The following is a 13050-nucleotide window of genomic DNA, read 5'->3' as shown; positions in this document are numbered from 1 at the left end:
GAAGGTCTCGGGGTACACCCCGGTCCGCCGCTTGAACTGCTGACGGTTCATCTTTAGTGCCCGGTCCAGTCGCTCGTGTCCCACCCTGCCAGCTTAACCACCCACTTTCGCAGGAGGTCTATTCGGGCTCCTTGAAGCTGGGGCGGCGTGCTGGTGGGTGGGGACCACGGCGGCGGTGCTGCGGACCGTCGGTTTGCGGTCCTCAAGACGAACACTCCCTTTATATGATATGTATCATATAAAGGGCGCAGAGGTCAGCCCCCGCGGGCAGGCTGGCCGGTACAGACAGTCCTCCCTGAAAGACGACCTCGCTCACGCTGATCCGGCGACCCAGGCAGAGCTGCGACCGCCACAACAAGGAGCCTCATGCTGTTCGAGTATTCGCCCCGAAGATCATCCGCTCTGCCCGCTGCCAGCCCGCAGGTGGCCTGAGATGGCCCGTTATGGGAGTGGGCATGCCCGGGAGACGCGCGAGAAGATCCTGACCGCGGCGTCCCTGGCCTTCAAGGCGGACGGGCTCAACACCGTCGGCATCGGGCGGCTGATGGGGAAGGCAGGGCTCACCCACGGCGGGTTCTACGCCCACTTCAGCAGCAAGGACGCCCTGGTTCAAGAGACGCTGGCGCGCAGCCTCCGGAAGACCTCCACCAACCTCCTGCAAGCCGCCGCGACTACCCCTCCCTATGGCCTGGGCGGCGTGATCCGCAGCTATGTCAGCCGCCAGCACCGCGACCATGCCCAGGCGGAGGGAAGTTGCGTGCTGCCGACCCTCGCCGCCGAGGTCGCCCGGCAGGCCCCGGAAGTCCGGCAGGCCTTCACCTCCACCCTCGCGGGGCTGATTGAGGAACTGAGCGCCCTCTCCCGGGCCGGGGACGCGGCGGCGCGCCGGGCGGAAGTGCTCCCCGTCCTTTCCGGCATGGTCGGCGCCGTCATGCTGTCCCGCGCCGTGTCCGACCCCGAACTCAGTGACGCCATCCTCAAGACCACCCGGGACCGCCTGATGGGTCAGCTCATCCCCGGGCACCCCCATGACGGCGGCTGATCCCCGCGCTCAACGCTCCACCCTGATCGCCTCCAGCCTGGCGGTGGTGGTCGTCATGTTCAATGTCGCCGCCGTGAATCCGGCGCTCCCCAGTCTCCAGCAGGCCTTTCAGACGACTCCCACGGACCTGCAATGGACGGTCAACGTCTACAACATCACCTACGCCGCGCTGCTGCTCGTCGGTGGGCTGCTCGGGGCCCGGCTGGGGTTTCGCCGCGTCCTGCTGGGTGGCCTGGCCGTCGGGGTGCTGGGGGCGCTTCTCACCGCGCTGGCGCCCTCGTATGGCCTGGTGCTGCTGGGCCGGGGTGTGGCGGGCCTGGGTTCCGCCCTGGTGCAGCCTGCCACCCTGGTGCTGCTCACCCTCGCCTTCAGCGAACCGGCGGCCCGAGCCCGGGCTATCGGGGTGTGGGCGGGCGTGTCCGGCGTGGGCATCGCCGTGGGCCCGGTGCTGGGCGGTGTGTTGGTCGATGCCTTCGGCTGGACATCGGTGTTCTGGACCCTCGTTCTGGCGGGTGCGGGGACAGGGTGGGTGGCGCTGTGGGGAACAAGAGAGACCCCGGTCCTTGCCGTCCGCCGCCTCGACCTGCCCGGCCTCGTCCTGGTGGTTCTGACGCTGGGCAGCCTGATCTATGGCCTGACCCAGGGCAACGGGTTGGGCTGGGGCTCTCCGGTGGTCCTGGCCTGCCTGCTGGGGGCCGGGGTCACCTTCGCCCTCTTCCTGTGGGTGGAGGGGCGCGCCCAGGCCCCCCTGGTCGACCTGGGGCTCTTTCGCAACCCGACCTTCACGGCGGCGAATCTGGGCGGCCTGCTGATCTTTTTCGGTCCCTTCAGCCTGCTGGTCTTTTTCACGCTGCTGCTCCAGGGCGCCCTGCACTTCTCCGCGACCCGGGCCGGGTTGATCACCGCCTTCTTCCCGCTCGGTTCCGCCCTGGGGTCCGCGCTGGGTGGGCGCCTGACGGCGCGGCGCGGCGCGCGGCTCACGGCGACGCTGGGCCTGAGCCTGATCGGGCTGGCGACCCTGCTGCTGGTGCGCGTCTCGTTGGGGATGACGGGGTGGGACCTGTGGTGGAATTTTGCCCTGATGGGGCTGGGGGTCGGCCTGTCCCTCGGCGCCCTCACGACGGCGGCGATGGCGAGCGCACCCCGCGACCAGTTGAGTCAGGCTTCCAGCCTCCTGAACGCCCTGCGTCAGGTAGGCGTCGCCCTGGGAATCGCCCTGCTGGGGGCGGTGATCGCCCGTCATCCCGGTCAGGGTGAAGCGGCCTTTCTGGGCGGCCTGCACGACGCGCTGTGGCTGGCCGGAGGCGTGCTGGTCCTGAGCGCCCCCGCCGTCTGGTGGGCGATGGGCTGGCGGGGGGTGGACAGGCGGTCCACGGGCATCACCCTGACGGCTCCGGTCAAGGACACGGCGCCACGGAAGGGGTGAGACGGGGCGCCGCCGAACACCTGTCGAGCCCAGGTCGCGCCGTGGCAACACCCGCAGGCTCGGCCGATCAGAGGCACCGCAGCCGACCGAGACGGTCGGCTCGTTGGCTGCTGGCCCGTCGAAGCATTGCCAAACCCGAGGAAGTGACGTTTTACCGCGTGTGTGCACCGCCAGCGACCACGCTGCCAGAGGTGGTCCGCGTCGCTGGGTCACGGTGGTCCATTGAAGTCGGCTTCGAGCAGGCCAAGAACGAAGCTGGACTGGATGAGGACGAGGTTCGCTCCTACGTGGGTTGATACCGGCATGTGACCTTGGCGTTGCTCGCTCATGCCCTGCGGGGTGCCCTACGCGCCCAGCACAAAAAGGGGGACGAGCGACGACGACCTGATCACACTCACCGTGCCGGAGGCGCGCCGGTTGCTGTGTCGGCTGTTGTGGTCTTCACTCCCACCACCAGACTTCGTGCTGGCCTGGTCCTCTTGGCGCCGAAAACATCAAGCCAGAGCCCGACGTTGCCATTACCGGCGTCGCGTCCACCTGCATATGCGGCTGTAGTACTCATCGCAGCGCTGGTGACCCCCACAAGGCGACCTGCACTCTGCCGCTCACGGACGAGCAGCGCCAGGACAACCCCGTCCTGGCCTACACCCGCCAGGGTGTCGAGCCTGTGATTCGACGCTTCAAGATTTCTCGCGTCCTTCCAGGAAGTTGATCGACACCGGAGGCGGTGTTTCGCTCTACGTTTGTCCCTCATCGCTGGGCTCTGCAATCTCACTCTGGCCTGCTCAGCCTGACTTTCGCAGGCGATCTGGTGTCCCCGGGAGCCCGTCCTCGTGGGGACGAGCTTCTGTTCAGAGGCAGGCGGTGGTCCCAGGATCTGGGGTCTGGCAGGCGGGAAGTAGGCTTCCGGCTGTGCCCTGGTGGAGTGGAGTCAAGCTCCACCCTGGCCTTTCCATTCTGTTCGCCTGGCCGTATAGTTCGGGGGTCTCCAAATTCACGCAGCTCCCGGATCACCTCTGGTGGTTGGGGGAAGGACGCTGACCCTGCATGTCTGGTACCCCCTCCCACCTGCCGCCGATCCCGCGCCCCCCGTGCCCGCTGAGCGGCGAGGCTGGGGCGGCAAGCGGACGGGTCACCCGGGACATCCGGAAGGGTCGCCCAGGACAGGGAGCAGCGCGGCTTGGGCTTGCTGCGCGGGACGCACCCCGACCCCGGCACCTTCCCCCGGGTGTTCCCCTGCTGGAACCCCCGACGTGCTGGTCGCCGTGTCCTCCAGCGGGACCCGCCCTGAGGGCCCGGACGGGCGCTCCCGCGCGACTGTGCCTCCCCGACGCCCCCTTGACCAGCCTGCACCCAGGAGCCTTATCCATCCGACCGCCTCTCCCGGGCCCGCGAGGCCTACCGCGCCCTGAACGCCGGTATCTCCCCAACCCGTTCCGTTCACCCCTCCCCGCCCGGCCCCCCGGCCACCAGGAGTCCCCATGCGCCAAGTCACCCTCTTCGCCCTGACCGCTGCCCTCTCGCTCACCTCCGCCCAGGCCCAGGGGTTCAAGTGGGACGCCTACAAGGGCACCACCCTGCGCGTGCTGCTCAACCAGCACCCCTGGACGACCGCCATGCAGCCGCATTTTCCGGAGTTCGAGAAGCTCACCGGCATCCGGCTGGTCACCGAGACGTACCCGGAAGCGCAGTTTCGCCAGAAGGTGCTGGTCGAACTCTCCACCGGCGGGCAAAACCTCGACGCCTTCATGCTCTCGCCGGGGCAGGAAGGGCAGCTCTACGCGAAGAGCGGCTGGGTGGAGGACCTGGACGGCTACGTGAACAACCGGGCGATCACGGCGGGCAACTGGGGCTTCAGCGACTTCTATCCCTCGGTCGTGAACTCCACCCGGTACGCGGGCGTGATGACCGGCGTCCCCATTCAGACCGAGACGACCATGCTCTTCTACCGCAAGGACCTCTTTCAGAAGTACGGCGTGGCGGTGCCGAGGACCCTGAAGCAGCTTGAAGCGGCGGCCAGGACCCTGAACGGCAAGGACGGCGTGGCGGGCATCGCCCTGCGCGGCAAGGGCGCGGCGGCGACCAGCCAGTTCGCGCCGTACATGTACGCCTACGGCAGCCAGTGGCTGAAAGACGGCCAGGCGAACTTCAGCGACCCCAAATTCGTGCAGGCCGTGACCTTTTACACCGGCCTGCTGCGCAACTACGGCCCTCAGGCCGCCGTCACCATGAGCTGGCCGGAGGTAACCAACCTCTTCGCGCAGGGCAAGGCCGCCATGTTCACCGACGCTTCTCTCTTCCGCTCCATCGTGGACGACCCCAAGAGCAGCTCGGTCGCCGGGAAGGTGGGCTTCGCGCCCATGCCGGGCAACAAGCCCACCGTGACGACCTGGGCGCTGGCGATCAGCAAGGGCAGCCGCAACAAGCAGGCGGCGTGGCTCTTTACCCAGTGGTCCACCAACCGCCAGAACCAGCTCCGGGTGCTGCTGGGGGACGTGCCCGCCGTGCGCCGCAGCGTGTGGAACGACCCCGCCTTCAAGAGCCAGGACAAGAACCCCGAGTGGACCCAGGCGCACCTGGGCCAACTCACCCGGGCGACCCCGCTGTGGAATCCCCCGGTCAGCCAGGTGGGCGAGGTCCGCGACGCGCTGGGGCAGGCCATCGTGGGCATCCTCCAGGGCGGCAACGCCGCCGACCTCCTGAAGCGGGCGAACGACGCCACCAACAGCATTCTCAGCAAGGAGAAGTGAGCAAGGAGAAGTTAGGCGCCGTGCCGTCCTGACGGGCCGGTCCATTCTGCCCTGTTCTCATTTCCCCCGAGGTCCCCATGAGTCTCGCCCCCACCTCCACGTCAGCGCGGCGGCGCCCCTCCGGCCGGGGCTTCTCCGCCTGGTTGGACCGCCACCTCCGCTGGGTGTTTCCACTTCCGGCGGTCCTGGCGCTCTTCGCGCTGACGATCCTGCCCCTGATCTTCAACCTGGTGCTGAGCACCCAGGAACGCTCGGTGAGTACCGCCCTGCCGAGCAGTTTCGTGGGCTGGGGCAACTACACGGCGGCCCTTCAGGACCCGCGCTTCTGGAACTCGGTGAAACTGATGTTCCAGTTCACCCTGATCGCCGTGCCCGCGCAGATGCTCCTGGGGCTGGGGCTGGCGCTGCTGCTCAGCCGCAACATGCGCGCCTCGGGGCTGGTGCGGGCGGTCGTGCTGCTCCCCATGATCTCGACCCCCGTGGCCGTCGCGCTGATCTGGGCGCTGATGATGGACCCCAACCTGGGCGTGCTGAACTACTTCCTTCAGACCCTGGGCCTGGGGCGCAGCCTGTGGCTGGCGGACGCGCGGCTGGTGATCCCGGCGCTCGCGCTGGTGGACATCTGGCAGTGGACGCCCCTGGTGTCGCTGATCCTGCTCGCGGGCCTTCAGACCATGCCGGACGAGCCCTTCGAGGCCGCGCGCATCGACGGCGCCTCGCCGTGGCAGGTGTTCCGCTTCGTCACCTGGCCGATGCTGCAACCCGCCCTGTTCGCGGCGCTGACCCTGCGGCTGATCGACGCCCTGAAGACCTTCGACATCATCGAGGTGATGACCCAGGGCGGGCCCGGCAACGCCTCGGAGACCCTGAACGTGTACGCCTACCACACCGGCTTCGAGTTCCTGCGGGTGGGGTACACCGCCGCGCTGCTCACGCTGCTGCTGGTCACGGTCGCCGTCGTCGCGGTCGGCGTGAATCTGCTGAGGCGGCGGGCGTGAGCGGGCGGGAGTCGCCCCTGAGGGCCGCGGCGCTGAACGCCCTGCTCGGCGTGGTCATCCTGATCCTGCTGTTTCCCTTCGCCTGGATGATCATGATGAGCCTCAAGACCCAGGTGCAGAACACCGCCGCCACGCCGGTCTGGCTGTTCACCCCGGTGCTCGACAACTACCGCAACGTCATCGAACGCAACAACTTCCTGGTCTTCACCAAAAACAGCCTGATCGTCGCGCTGGCAGCCACCTCCATCGGGATGGTGCTGGGCCTGCCCGCCGCCTACGCCATCGCCCGCTTCAAGCAGCGCGGGCTGAGCCTGTGGATTCTGGTGAGCCGCATCATCCCCTACATCACCTTCCTGCTGCCCCTTTTCCTGGTGTTCACCCGGCTGGGGATGATCGGGTCCTACGCGGCCCTGATCGCCAGCCACCTGATCATCACCCTGCCCCTGATCGTGTGGATCACCATCGCCTTTTTCGAGGACATCCCCACCGACCTGGAGGAGGCCGCCCTGGTGGACGGCTCCAGCCGCGCGGGGGCCTTCGTGCGGATCATCCTGCCGCTGGTGGCGCCGGGGATGGTGACCGCCGGGATCCTGGCGATGATCTTTTCGTGGAATCAGTTCCTGTTCAGCCTGATCCTGGGCGGGCCGAACACCAAGACCGTCCCGGTCGCCGTGTTCAATTTCCTGAGCTACGGCAGCCAGGACTACGGGGCCATCGCGGCGGCGGCGGTGCTGATCACCCTGCCGATCATCCTGCTGTCGCTGACCGTGCAGCGCTACATCGTGAAGGGCCTGACTGCGGGGGGCGTCAAGGGATGAGGGCGGTCCATGCCCCGCCGCCTGCATCGACCGCCAGACCCTCGACTCGGGTCAACTGCCCGTCCACCGGGGCGGGTCAATGCCACGCCCCTGGATTTCCCCGCTCGCGCCCGCATAGCATCGGCTTACCCGCAAGAAACCTCCGGAGGACTGCATGGTGAAGAAACTGCTTGGCGCTGGCCTGACCCTTTCCCTGATCTCCGGCAGCGCCGGTGCCGCCACCCTGGTCTTCGGCGCGGGCGGTGAACCCGTCTCACTCGACTCGGGCACGATTACCGACGGGAACTCGTCGCTGGCGCAGTCCCTGGTGTACGACATGCTGGTCCGGTTCAAGAAGGGGACCACGACCATCACGCCGGGTCTGGCGACCAGTTGGAAGGCGAACAAGGACGCCACCGAGTGGACCTTCACGCTCCGGCCCGGTGTGAGGTTCACCGACGGCACGCCCTTCAATGCGAATGCCGTGGTGTACAACGTGAACCGCTGGTGGGACCAGGCGGCGGACGCGGGCGCAAAGGCACACAACAAGACCTTCACGTCCTGGCAGTTCATCTTCGGGGGCTTCAAGGGTGAGCAGAACAGCCTGCTCAGGAGCGTGCGCGCCGACGGGCCGAACCGGGTGGTCTTCACCCTGAACCGTCCCTTCGCGCCCTTCCCGGAGGCGCTCGCCACCCCGTTTTTCGGGATCGCCAGCCCGGACGCGATCAAAAAGGCCGGGGCCAGGTACGGGACGCCCGCCGCCCTGCCCGTGGGTACCGGGCCGTTCATCATGCAGTCGTGGAAGACGGGCGACCGCATCACGCTGGTGCCCAACCGGGGACACTGGGGGACCAAAGCCAGTTACGATCAGTTGCTGCTGCGTTTCCTGAAAGACCCCAGCGCCCGGCTCAACGAGCTGAGAGCCGGAACCATCGACTTCACCACGGACCTCAACCCCGAACAGCTCGGCGCGGTCAGGGCCGACCGGAACCTGACGCCGGTGATTGTGCCGTCCTTCAACGTGGGCCTGCTGAGCCTGAACCTGGGGAACCCGTACCTGAAAAACGACAGGGTCCGCCGGGCGATCAGCATGGCGATCAACAAAAAGGCCATCGTAGAGGCCTTCTGGAACGGCCTGGGCGTCACGGACGCCAGCTTCCTGCCGCCCTCGCTGGGCTGGGCGAACAGCCAGAGCGTCCCGGACGACTACCGCTACGATCCGGCGGCGGCCAGGCGGCTGCTCGCCGAGGCGGGCTACCCGAACGGCTTCACGCTCGACCTGTGGTACATGCCGGTCAGCCGCCCCTACTTCCCCACCCCCAAACCCATCGCCGAAGCGATGGCCGCCGACCTGGGTGCCATCGGGATCAGGACCAATCTGAAGACCGAGGACTGGGCCAAGTACCTCGAGGACCGCAACAAGAAGCCCGGCTTCGACATGTACATGATCGGCTGGACGGGGCCCTACGCCAGTCCCTACAACTTCTACAACACCTACTACGGCGAGGAATCCCCGGCGGACAGCAACTACGCGGAGCCCAGGATCCACGGGCTGCTCAGGACCGCCGCCGCCAGCAGCGACCGCGCCGCACAGGTGAGGGCGTACGCGCAGATTCACCAGATCACGTACGGCGCGAACGTCCGCCTGCCCATCGTCCACTCCCGTCCGCTCGGCGCGGCCCGCACCTACGTCAAGGGCTGGGTGCCCGGCCCCTCCGTCATCACGCCCTTCGAGGACATCACCATCGAGGAGAAGAGGTGAGGCGCGCGTGATCCGGGCGACTCCGGACCAGATCAACCCGGACGAGCGGACCGAGCTGCGCGAGCAGGTGATCGCCTGGCGACGCTGGCTGCACCAGCATCCCGAGCTGTCCTTTCAGGAACATGAAACCGCGAATTTCGTGGAAGCCCGGCTGCGTGAGATGCCGAGCCTCGCGGTCACGCGTCCCACGGCGACCAGCGTGCTGGCGGTCCTCAGGGGCGAGGCCGGACCGGGCCGCACCGTGCTGCTGCGCGCCGACATGGACGCCCTGCCCATTCAGGAGGAGAACACCTTCGAATTCGCCTCGCGAAACCCCGGCGTGATGCACGCCTGCGGGCACGACGGTCACACGGCCATGCTGCTCGGCGCGGCGCAGGTGCTCTCGGGGGACCCGGGGAGGCTATGCGGCGAGGTCCGCTTCATCTTCCAGCACGCCGAGGAACTCTTTCCTGGCGGCGCGCAACAGGTCGTGGACGCCGGAGTCATGGACGGCGTGGACGTGGTGGTCGGCACGCACCTGATGAGTCCCATTCCCACCGGCATGATCGTCTTGCGGGAAGGCCCTCTCCTCGCAGCATCCGACCGCTTCGACATCACCCTCCAGGGCAAGGGAGGACACGGCGCGAGCCCGCACGAGACGGTCGACCCGGTGGTGATCGCCGCGCAGGTGATCTTGGCCTTTCAAACGGTCATCTCCCGCCAGCGCGACCCTCTCGAACCCGGTGTCCTGACCGTGGCGCAGATTCACGGCGGCACGGCGGGCAACGTCATCCCCGACACGGTCACTCTGGGTGGCACGGTCAGGACCTTCGATCCCCAGCTTCGTGAACAGATGCCGCAGCGCATGGAGAAGCTGGTCAGGGGCATCACGGAAGGCTACGGCGCGACCTACACCCTGAACTACCAGCGGGGCTACCGCGCCCTGCACAATGATCCCGGCACGACGGCCATCTTGCGTGAGGTGGTGCGGGAGACGCTCGGCTCCCGGGTCACCCTGCACGAGGGCAAACCCAACATGGGCGGCGAGGACTTCAGCGCCTACCTGACGAAAGCCCCCGGCACCTTCATTCTCATAGGCGCGGGCAATGTGGAGCAGGGCATCACCGCGCCCCATCACCATCCCCGCTTCACGGTCGATGAACGCGCATTGGACCACGGCGTGGAGCTGTACGTCGCGGCGGCGCGCAGACTTGCGCAGCCACTCGCCTGAACGGGGTTGCATGGTGACCGCCCAAGGGCCCGTCACCACCTCTTGGGGACAAGACCCGATCCAGCGATTTTTGCAGCCATTGTCTTTGCGGGCCGCGGTCAAGCGGCCTGTTTTGCAGGCTTAGCGGCTGTCAAACGAGGGGTCGAAGCGGGGAGGGGTGAGTTCGGGCGGATCAGAATGGTCGGGTGACGCGCCGCGCTTACCCCGGTGACATTGACGACGACACCTCCCACTTCCTGGTGCCCTACCTCGTTCTGAAGCCTGAGTTTGCTGCCCAGCGTCGTCACCCCCTGCGCGAAGTTCTGAATGCCCTGTTCTGGGTCGCTCGGACGGGTGCGCAGTGGGCGTACCTCCCGCACGACTTCCGCTGGCGGGAAGTCGTGCGCTCGCAAGCACAACGCCGGTTCGAGGCAGGATGCTTCGAGAATGCCGCTCACGACCTGCGCCTCTTGTCCCGCGTCCAGCACAACCGGAAGGGTGACCCCACGGCGGTGATCATCGATAGTCGGACGCTGCAAAGGACGCCGGAGAGCGGGTCACGGGCCGGGTTTGATGATGCCCAGAAGCGGAAAGGCACCAAGGTCCATATCGCCGTGGATACGCTCGGTCATCTGCTGGCCGTCCTGACCTCGCCTCCGAGCGACCAAGGGCTTTATCCTGCTGCCCAGACGCTGGGTGGTCGAGCGGTCCTTCGCCTGGCTGTCGCGGTTCCGGCGCTTGGGACGAGACCTCGAACGGCTGTCCGGCACCCTGGTCGGCTTCCACTTCCTCGCGGCTTGCCTTCCGCGCACCACAAAACTGAACCCGCTTCTCGGGAAGCTCGTTGGGGAGCTGGGGTGCATTCCGAGGGCCAACCGGCTCCGTAAGCAATCCTTGGGAAAGAGGTGGCTGCCCCCGTCATTTCATGGAGGCTTAAACGGATTTCATGAGGTCAACCAAGCATAAGTTGTGAGAATTCTGCTGTTGGAGGACGAGACCGACATTCGCCAGACGCTCGCCGCCAGCCTGCGGGAGGCGCAGTTTGCGGTGGACGAGGTGGGGCGTGCCAGCGAGGCGCGCAATATGGCAGAGATGTACCCCTACGATGCCTTCGTGGTCGACGTGCGTCTGCCGGACGGGCCTTCGGCGGGGTACGAGTTTGTGCGCTGGTTGCGAGAGCATGGAATGCACACGCCAGCGCTGCTGCTCACCGCCCGGGACGCCGTCGAGGACCGGATCGCCGGCCTGGATGCCGGAGCGGACGATTACCTCGTGAAGCCCTTTCACGTGGGCGAGGTCCACGCCCGGCTGCGCGCCCTGCTTCGCCGAGTTCGCGTGATGCCGACCAGCGCCTTTGTCCACGGGGAATTGCGCGTGGACTGGACCACCCGAATCGTCTCGGTGGCGGGTCGTCCGGCCAACCTGACCGCCAAGGAGTACGGCATTCTGGAGTTGCTGGTCTCCCATCCCGGGCGCATCTTCACCCGGGAAGAAATTACCGACCGGGTGTGGGACGAGAACTTCAGCGCCGCCACCAATATCGTGGACGTGTACGTCAAGAACCTGCGCAAGAAGCTCGGGGACTGGACCGTCGAGACCGTGCGTGGCCTGGGCTACCGCTTTCCTCCACCATGAGCCTGCGTGCTCGTCTGATTCTGCTAGCCACCCTGACCCTGGCGGCGGCCGTGGTCCTGGTGGTGGCCCTGTCCGGGTTGGCCCTGACGCGCCTGGGTCAACAGGCTGTGGAAGAGGAACTGGACCGGCAGGCGGTCTTGCTGATGCAGGAGGCGAACACGTCCAAAGGCTTGGGCCCAGCCATCGCACGTCTGCTCACGGCCGAAACAGGGGCGGCCGCCGGACAAATCTACCGGGACGACCGGCTGGTCTGGTCTGACGGCCCCTACGGTGACCGGGCACCCCAGCCGCTCGATGCCCGGTTTTTCGACGATTCACGGGAGACGCGGATGTGCAGGTGCGGCCCGTGGATTGTGGCGAGCCGCCGATCGGGAGACTGGACCGTGCAGGTCGGTCGCCCGACGACGGCCCTCGACCTGACGGTGCGACATTATCTGGTCACGGCGGGCGTCATCAGCGTGCTGGTGGTGGTCATCTTCGGGCTGCTGCTGGTGATCCTGATGCGCCGGGCCATGTGGCCGCTCACGGCGCTCGCCGAGCGGATGCGGCGTCTGGACACGTCGGCTCCCGTGCCTTATCAGTATGAGCCCGGGGAAGTGGGTGTGCTGGCCCGTGCGATGCACCACAGTCTGGCGGAACTGCGGGCCGTTCGGGAACTGGAAGCCCGTTTCCTGGCCGACGCGTCACACGAACTGCGCACCCCCGTCACCGCCCTGATGACGGTGCTCGAGCACGCGCTGGATCGCCCACGCTCGCCGCAGGAGCAGCATCGGGCCCTGGAGCGCGCCCTGCGCAATGCCAGACACCTGCGCCAGCTCACCACCGATCTGCTCACGCTGTCTCGCGCCCGCTTTGCTCCCGGGCGGCTGGAGCTTGACCTGCGCCAACTGGCCAACGAGGTGGTCGACCGCCTGATGCCGCTCGCCGTTCAAAAGGGCCTGGATGTCGAGGTCGACGGCGTCCCCGCCCCCTTCCAGGGAGACCCGGTGCTCGTCTCGCGCCTGATCGAGAATCTGCTCGGCAATGCCATCAAATTCACCGACGAGGGCAGCATCCGCATCGACGTGCACCCCGTCAGCGATGAGGTCGAGGTGACGGTCGAGGATGATGGCGTCGGCGTCACTCCTGAGCAGATCGCCCGGCTCCAAGAACCCTTCCAGCGTGGGGGGGATCAGCGGCGCGAAGGCTTCGGCCTGGGACTCGCCGTGGTGCGGAGCGTCGCCGAGGCGCACGGCGGCTGGGTCAAGCTGGAGGGTCGGCCGCAGGGAGGGACACGTGCGACCGTGAGGCTCGCGCGAAGACCGCCCAGAACGCTGAACTGATCGAATGGCCCCCGAAGGGCGACGTGCTCCGTCATCAGCCCGGGTCAGGAGCGTCGCTCCCGCCCGCAGCCCGTCGGCTCGGCAATGGCCCCAACTCGGAGGGCCTGATCGGGACGACAGAAAGTGACC

At 67.3% G+C, this 13050-nt stretch carries 9 protein-coding genes and 1 pseudogene; all 10 read left to right on the top strand.

Annotated features, from left to right (window positions below; all coding sequences use genetic code 11):
* The first annotated feature begins 433 nt into the window (after positions 1 to 433).
* Entirely contained in the window at positions 434 to 1042 is a 609-nt protein-coding gene (locus IC605_RS23840) for a TetR/AcrR family transcriptional regulator (RefSeq protein WP_216329683.1), read from the top strand.
* Positions 1029 to 2468, top strand: a complete 1440-nt coding sequence (locus IC605_RS23835; RefSeq protein ID WP_216329681.1) for an MFS transporter — start codon at positions 1029 to 1031, stop codon at positions 2466 to 2468. Before IC605_RS23840 ends, IC605_RS23835 begins: the two co-directional genes overlap by 14 nt.
* Before the next feature lie 1481 nt (positions 2469 to 3949).
* Entirely contained in the window at positions 3950 to 5218 is a 1269-nt protein-coding gene (locus IC605_RS23830) for an ABC transporter substrate-binding protein (protein ID WP_216329678.1), read from the top strand.
* Positions 5219 to 5295: 77 nt separating this feature from the next.
* Positions 5296 to 6216 carry a carbohydrate ABC transporter permease gene (locus IC605_RS23825; RefSeq protein ID WP_216329677.1) on the top strand — a complete coding sequence of 307 codons (921 nt, stop codon included), beginning with the start codon at positions 5296 to 5298 and terminating at the stop codon, positions 6214 to 6216.
* Positions 6213 to 7034, top strand: coding sequence for a carbohydrate ABC transporter permease (locus IC605_RS23820; protein ID WP_343216713.1), 822 nt, complete (start codon positions 6213 to 6215; stop codon positions 7032 to 7034). The genes IC605_RS23825 and IC605_RS23820 overlap by 4 nt, the downstream gene beginning before the upstream one ends.
* Before the next feature lie 154 nt (positions 7035 to 7188).
* Complete coding sequence (locus IC605_RS23815) at positions 7189 to 8775, top strand: ABC transporter substrate-binding protein (protein WP_216329676.1); 1587 nt, start codon at positions 7189 to 7191, stop codon at positions 8773 to 8775.
* 7 nt (positions 8776 to 8782) lie between these two features.
* Positions 8783 to 9985 (top strand): amidohydrolase, encoded by a 1203-nt coding sequence (locus IC605_RS23810; RefSeq protein ID WP_343216712.1) that lies wholly within the window; start codon positions 8783 to 8785, stop codon positions 9983 to 9985.
* 185 nt (positions 9986 to 10170) lie between these two features.
* Positions 10171 to 10801: pseudogene (locus IC605_RS23805) on the top strand (transposase); the annotation flags it as partial.
* A 132-nt stretch (positions 10802 to 10933) separates the two neighbouring features.
* The gene (locus IC605_RS23800; protein WP_216329675.1) at positions 10934 to 11599 is read left to right on the top strand and encodes a response regulator transcription factor; all 666 of its coding nucleotides are present in this window, start codon (positions 10934 to 10936) and stop codon (positions 11597 to 11599) included.
* Positions 11596 to 12921, top strand: coding sequence for a sensor histidine kinase (locus IC605_RS23795; protein WP_216329674.1), 1326 nt, complete (start codon positions 11596 to 11598; stop codon positions 12919 to 12921). Before IC605_RS23800 ends, IC605_RS23795 begins: the two co-directional genes overlap by 4 nt.
* Positions 12922 to 13050 lie beyond the last annotated feature (129 nt).

The sequence above is a fragment of the Deinococcus aestuarii genome, from assembly GCF_018863415.1.
In the GTDB taxonomy this organism is placed as follows: domain Bacteria; phylum Deinococcota; class Deinococci; order Deinococcales; family Deinococcaceae; genus Deinococcus; species Deinococcus aestuarii.
Note: the sequence above shows the minus strand (reverse complement) of the source record. Positions and strands in the feature narration are given on the sequence as shown.

What these genes read in the sequence shown, in the direction of transcription:
- IC605_RS23840 (WP_216329683.1), top strand. Translation starts at nt 434, where the DNA reads ATGGCCCGTTATGGGAGTGGGCATGCCCGGGAGACGCGCGAGAAGATC.
- IC605_RS23835 (WP_216329681.1), top strand. Translation starts at nt 1,029, where the DNA reads ATGACGGCGGCTGATCCCCGCGCTCAACGCTCCACCCTGATCGCCTCC.
- IC605_RS23830 (WP_216329678.1), top strand. Translation starts at nt 3,950, where the DNA reads ATGCGCCAAGTCACCCTCTTCGCCCTGACCGCTGCCCTCTCGCTCACC.
- IC605_RS23825 (WP_216329677.1), top strand. Translation starts at nt 5,296, where the DNA reads ATGAGTCTCGCCCCCACCTCCACGTCAGCGCGGCGGCGCCCCTCCGGC.
- IC605_RS23815 (WP_216329676.1), top strand. Translation starts at nt 7,189, where the DNA reads ATGGTGAAGAAACTGCTTGGCGCTGGCCTGACCCTTTCCCTGATCTCC.
- IC605_RS23795 (WP_216329674.1), top strand. Translation starts at nt 11,596, where the DNA reads ATGAGCCTGCGTGCTCGTCTGATTCTGCTAGCCACCCTGACCCTGGCG.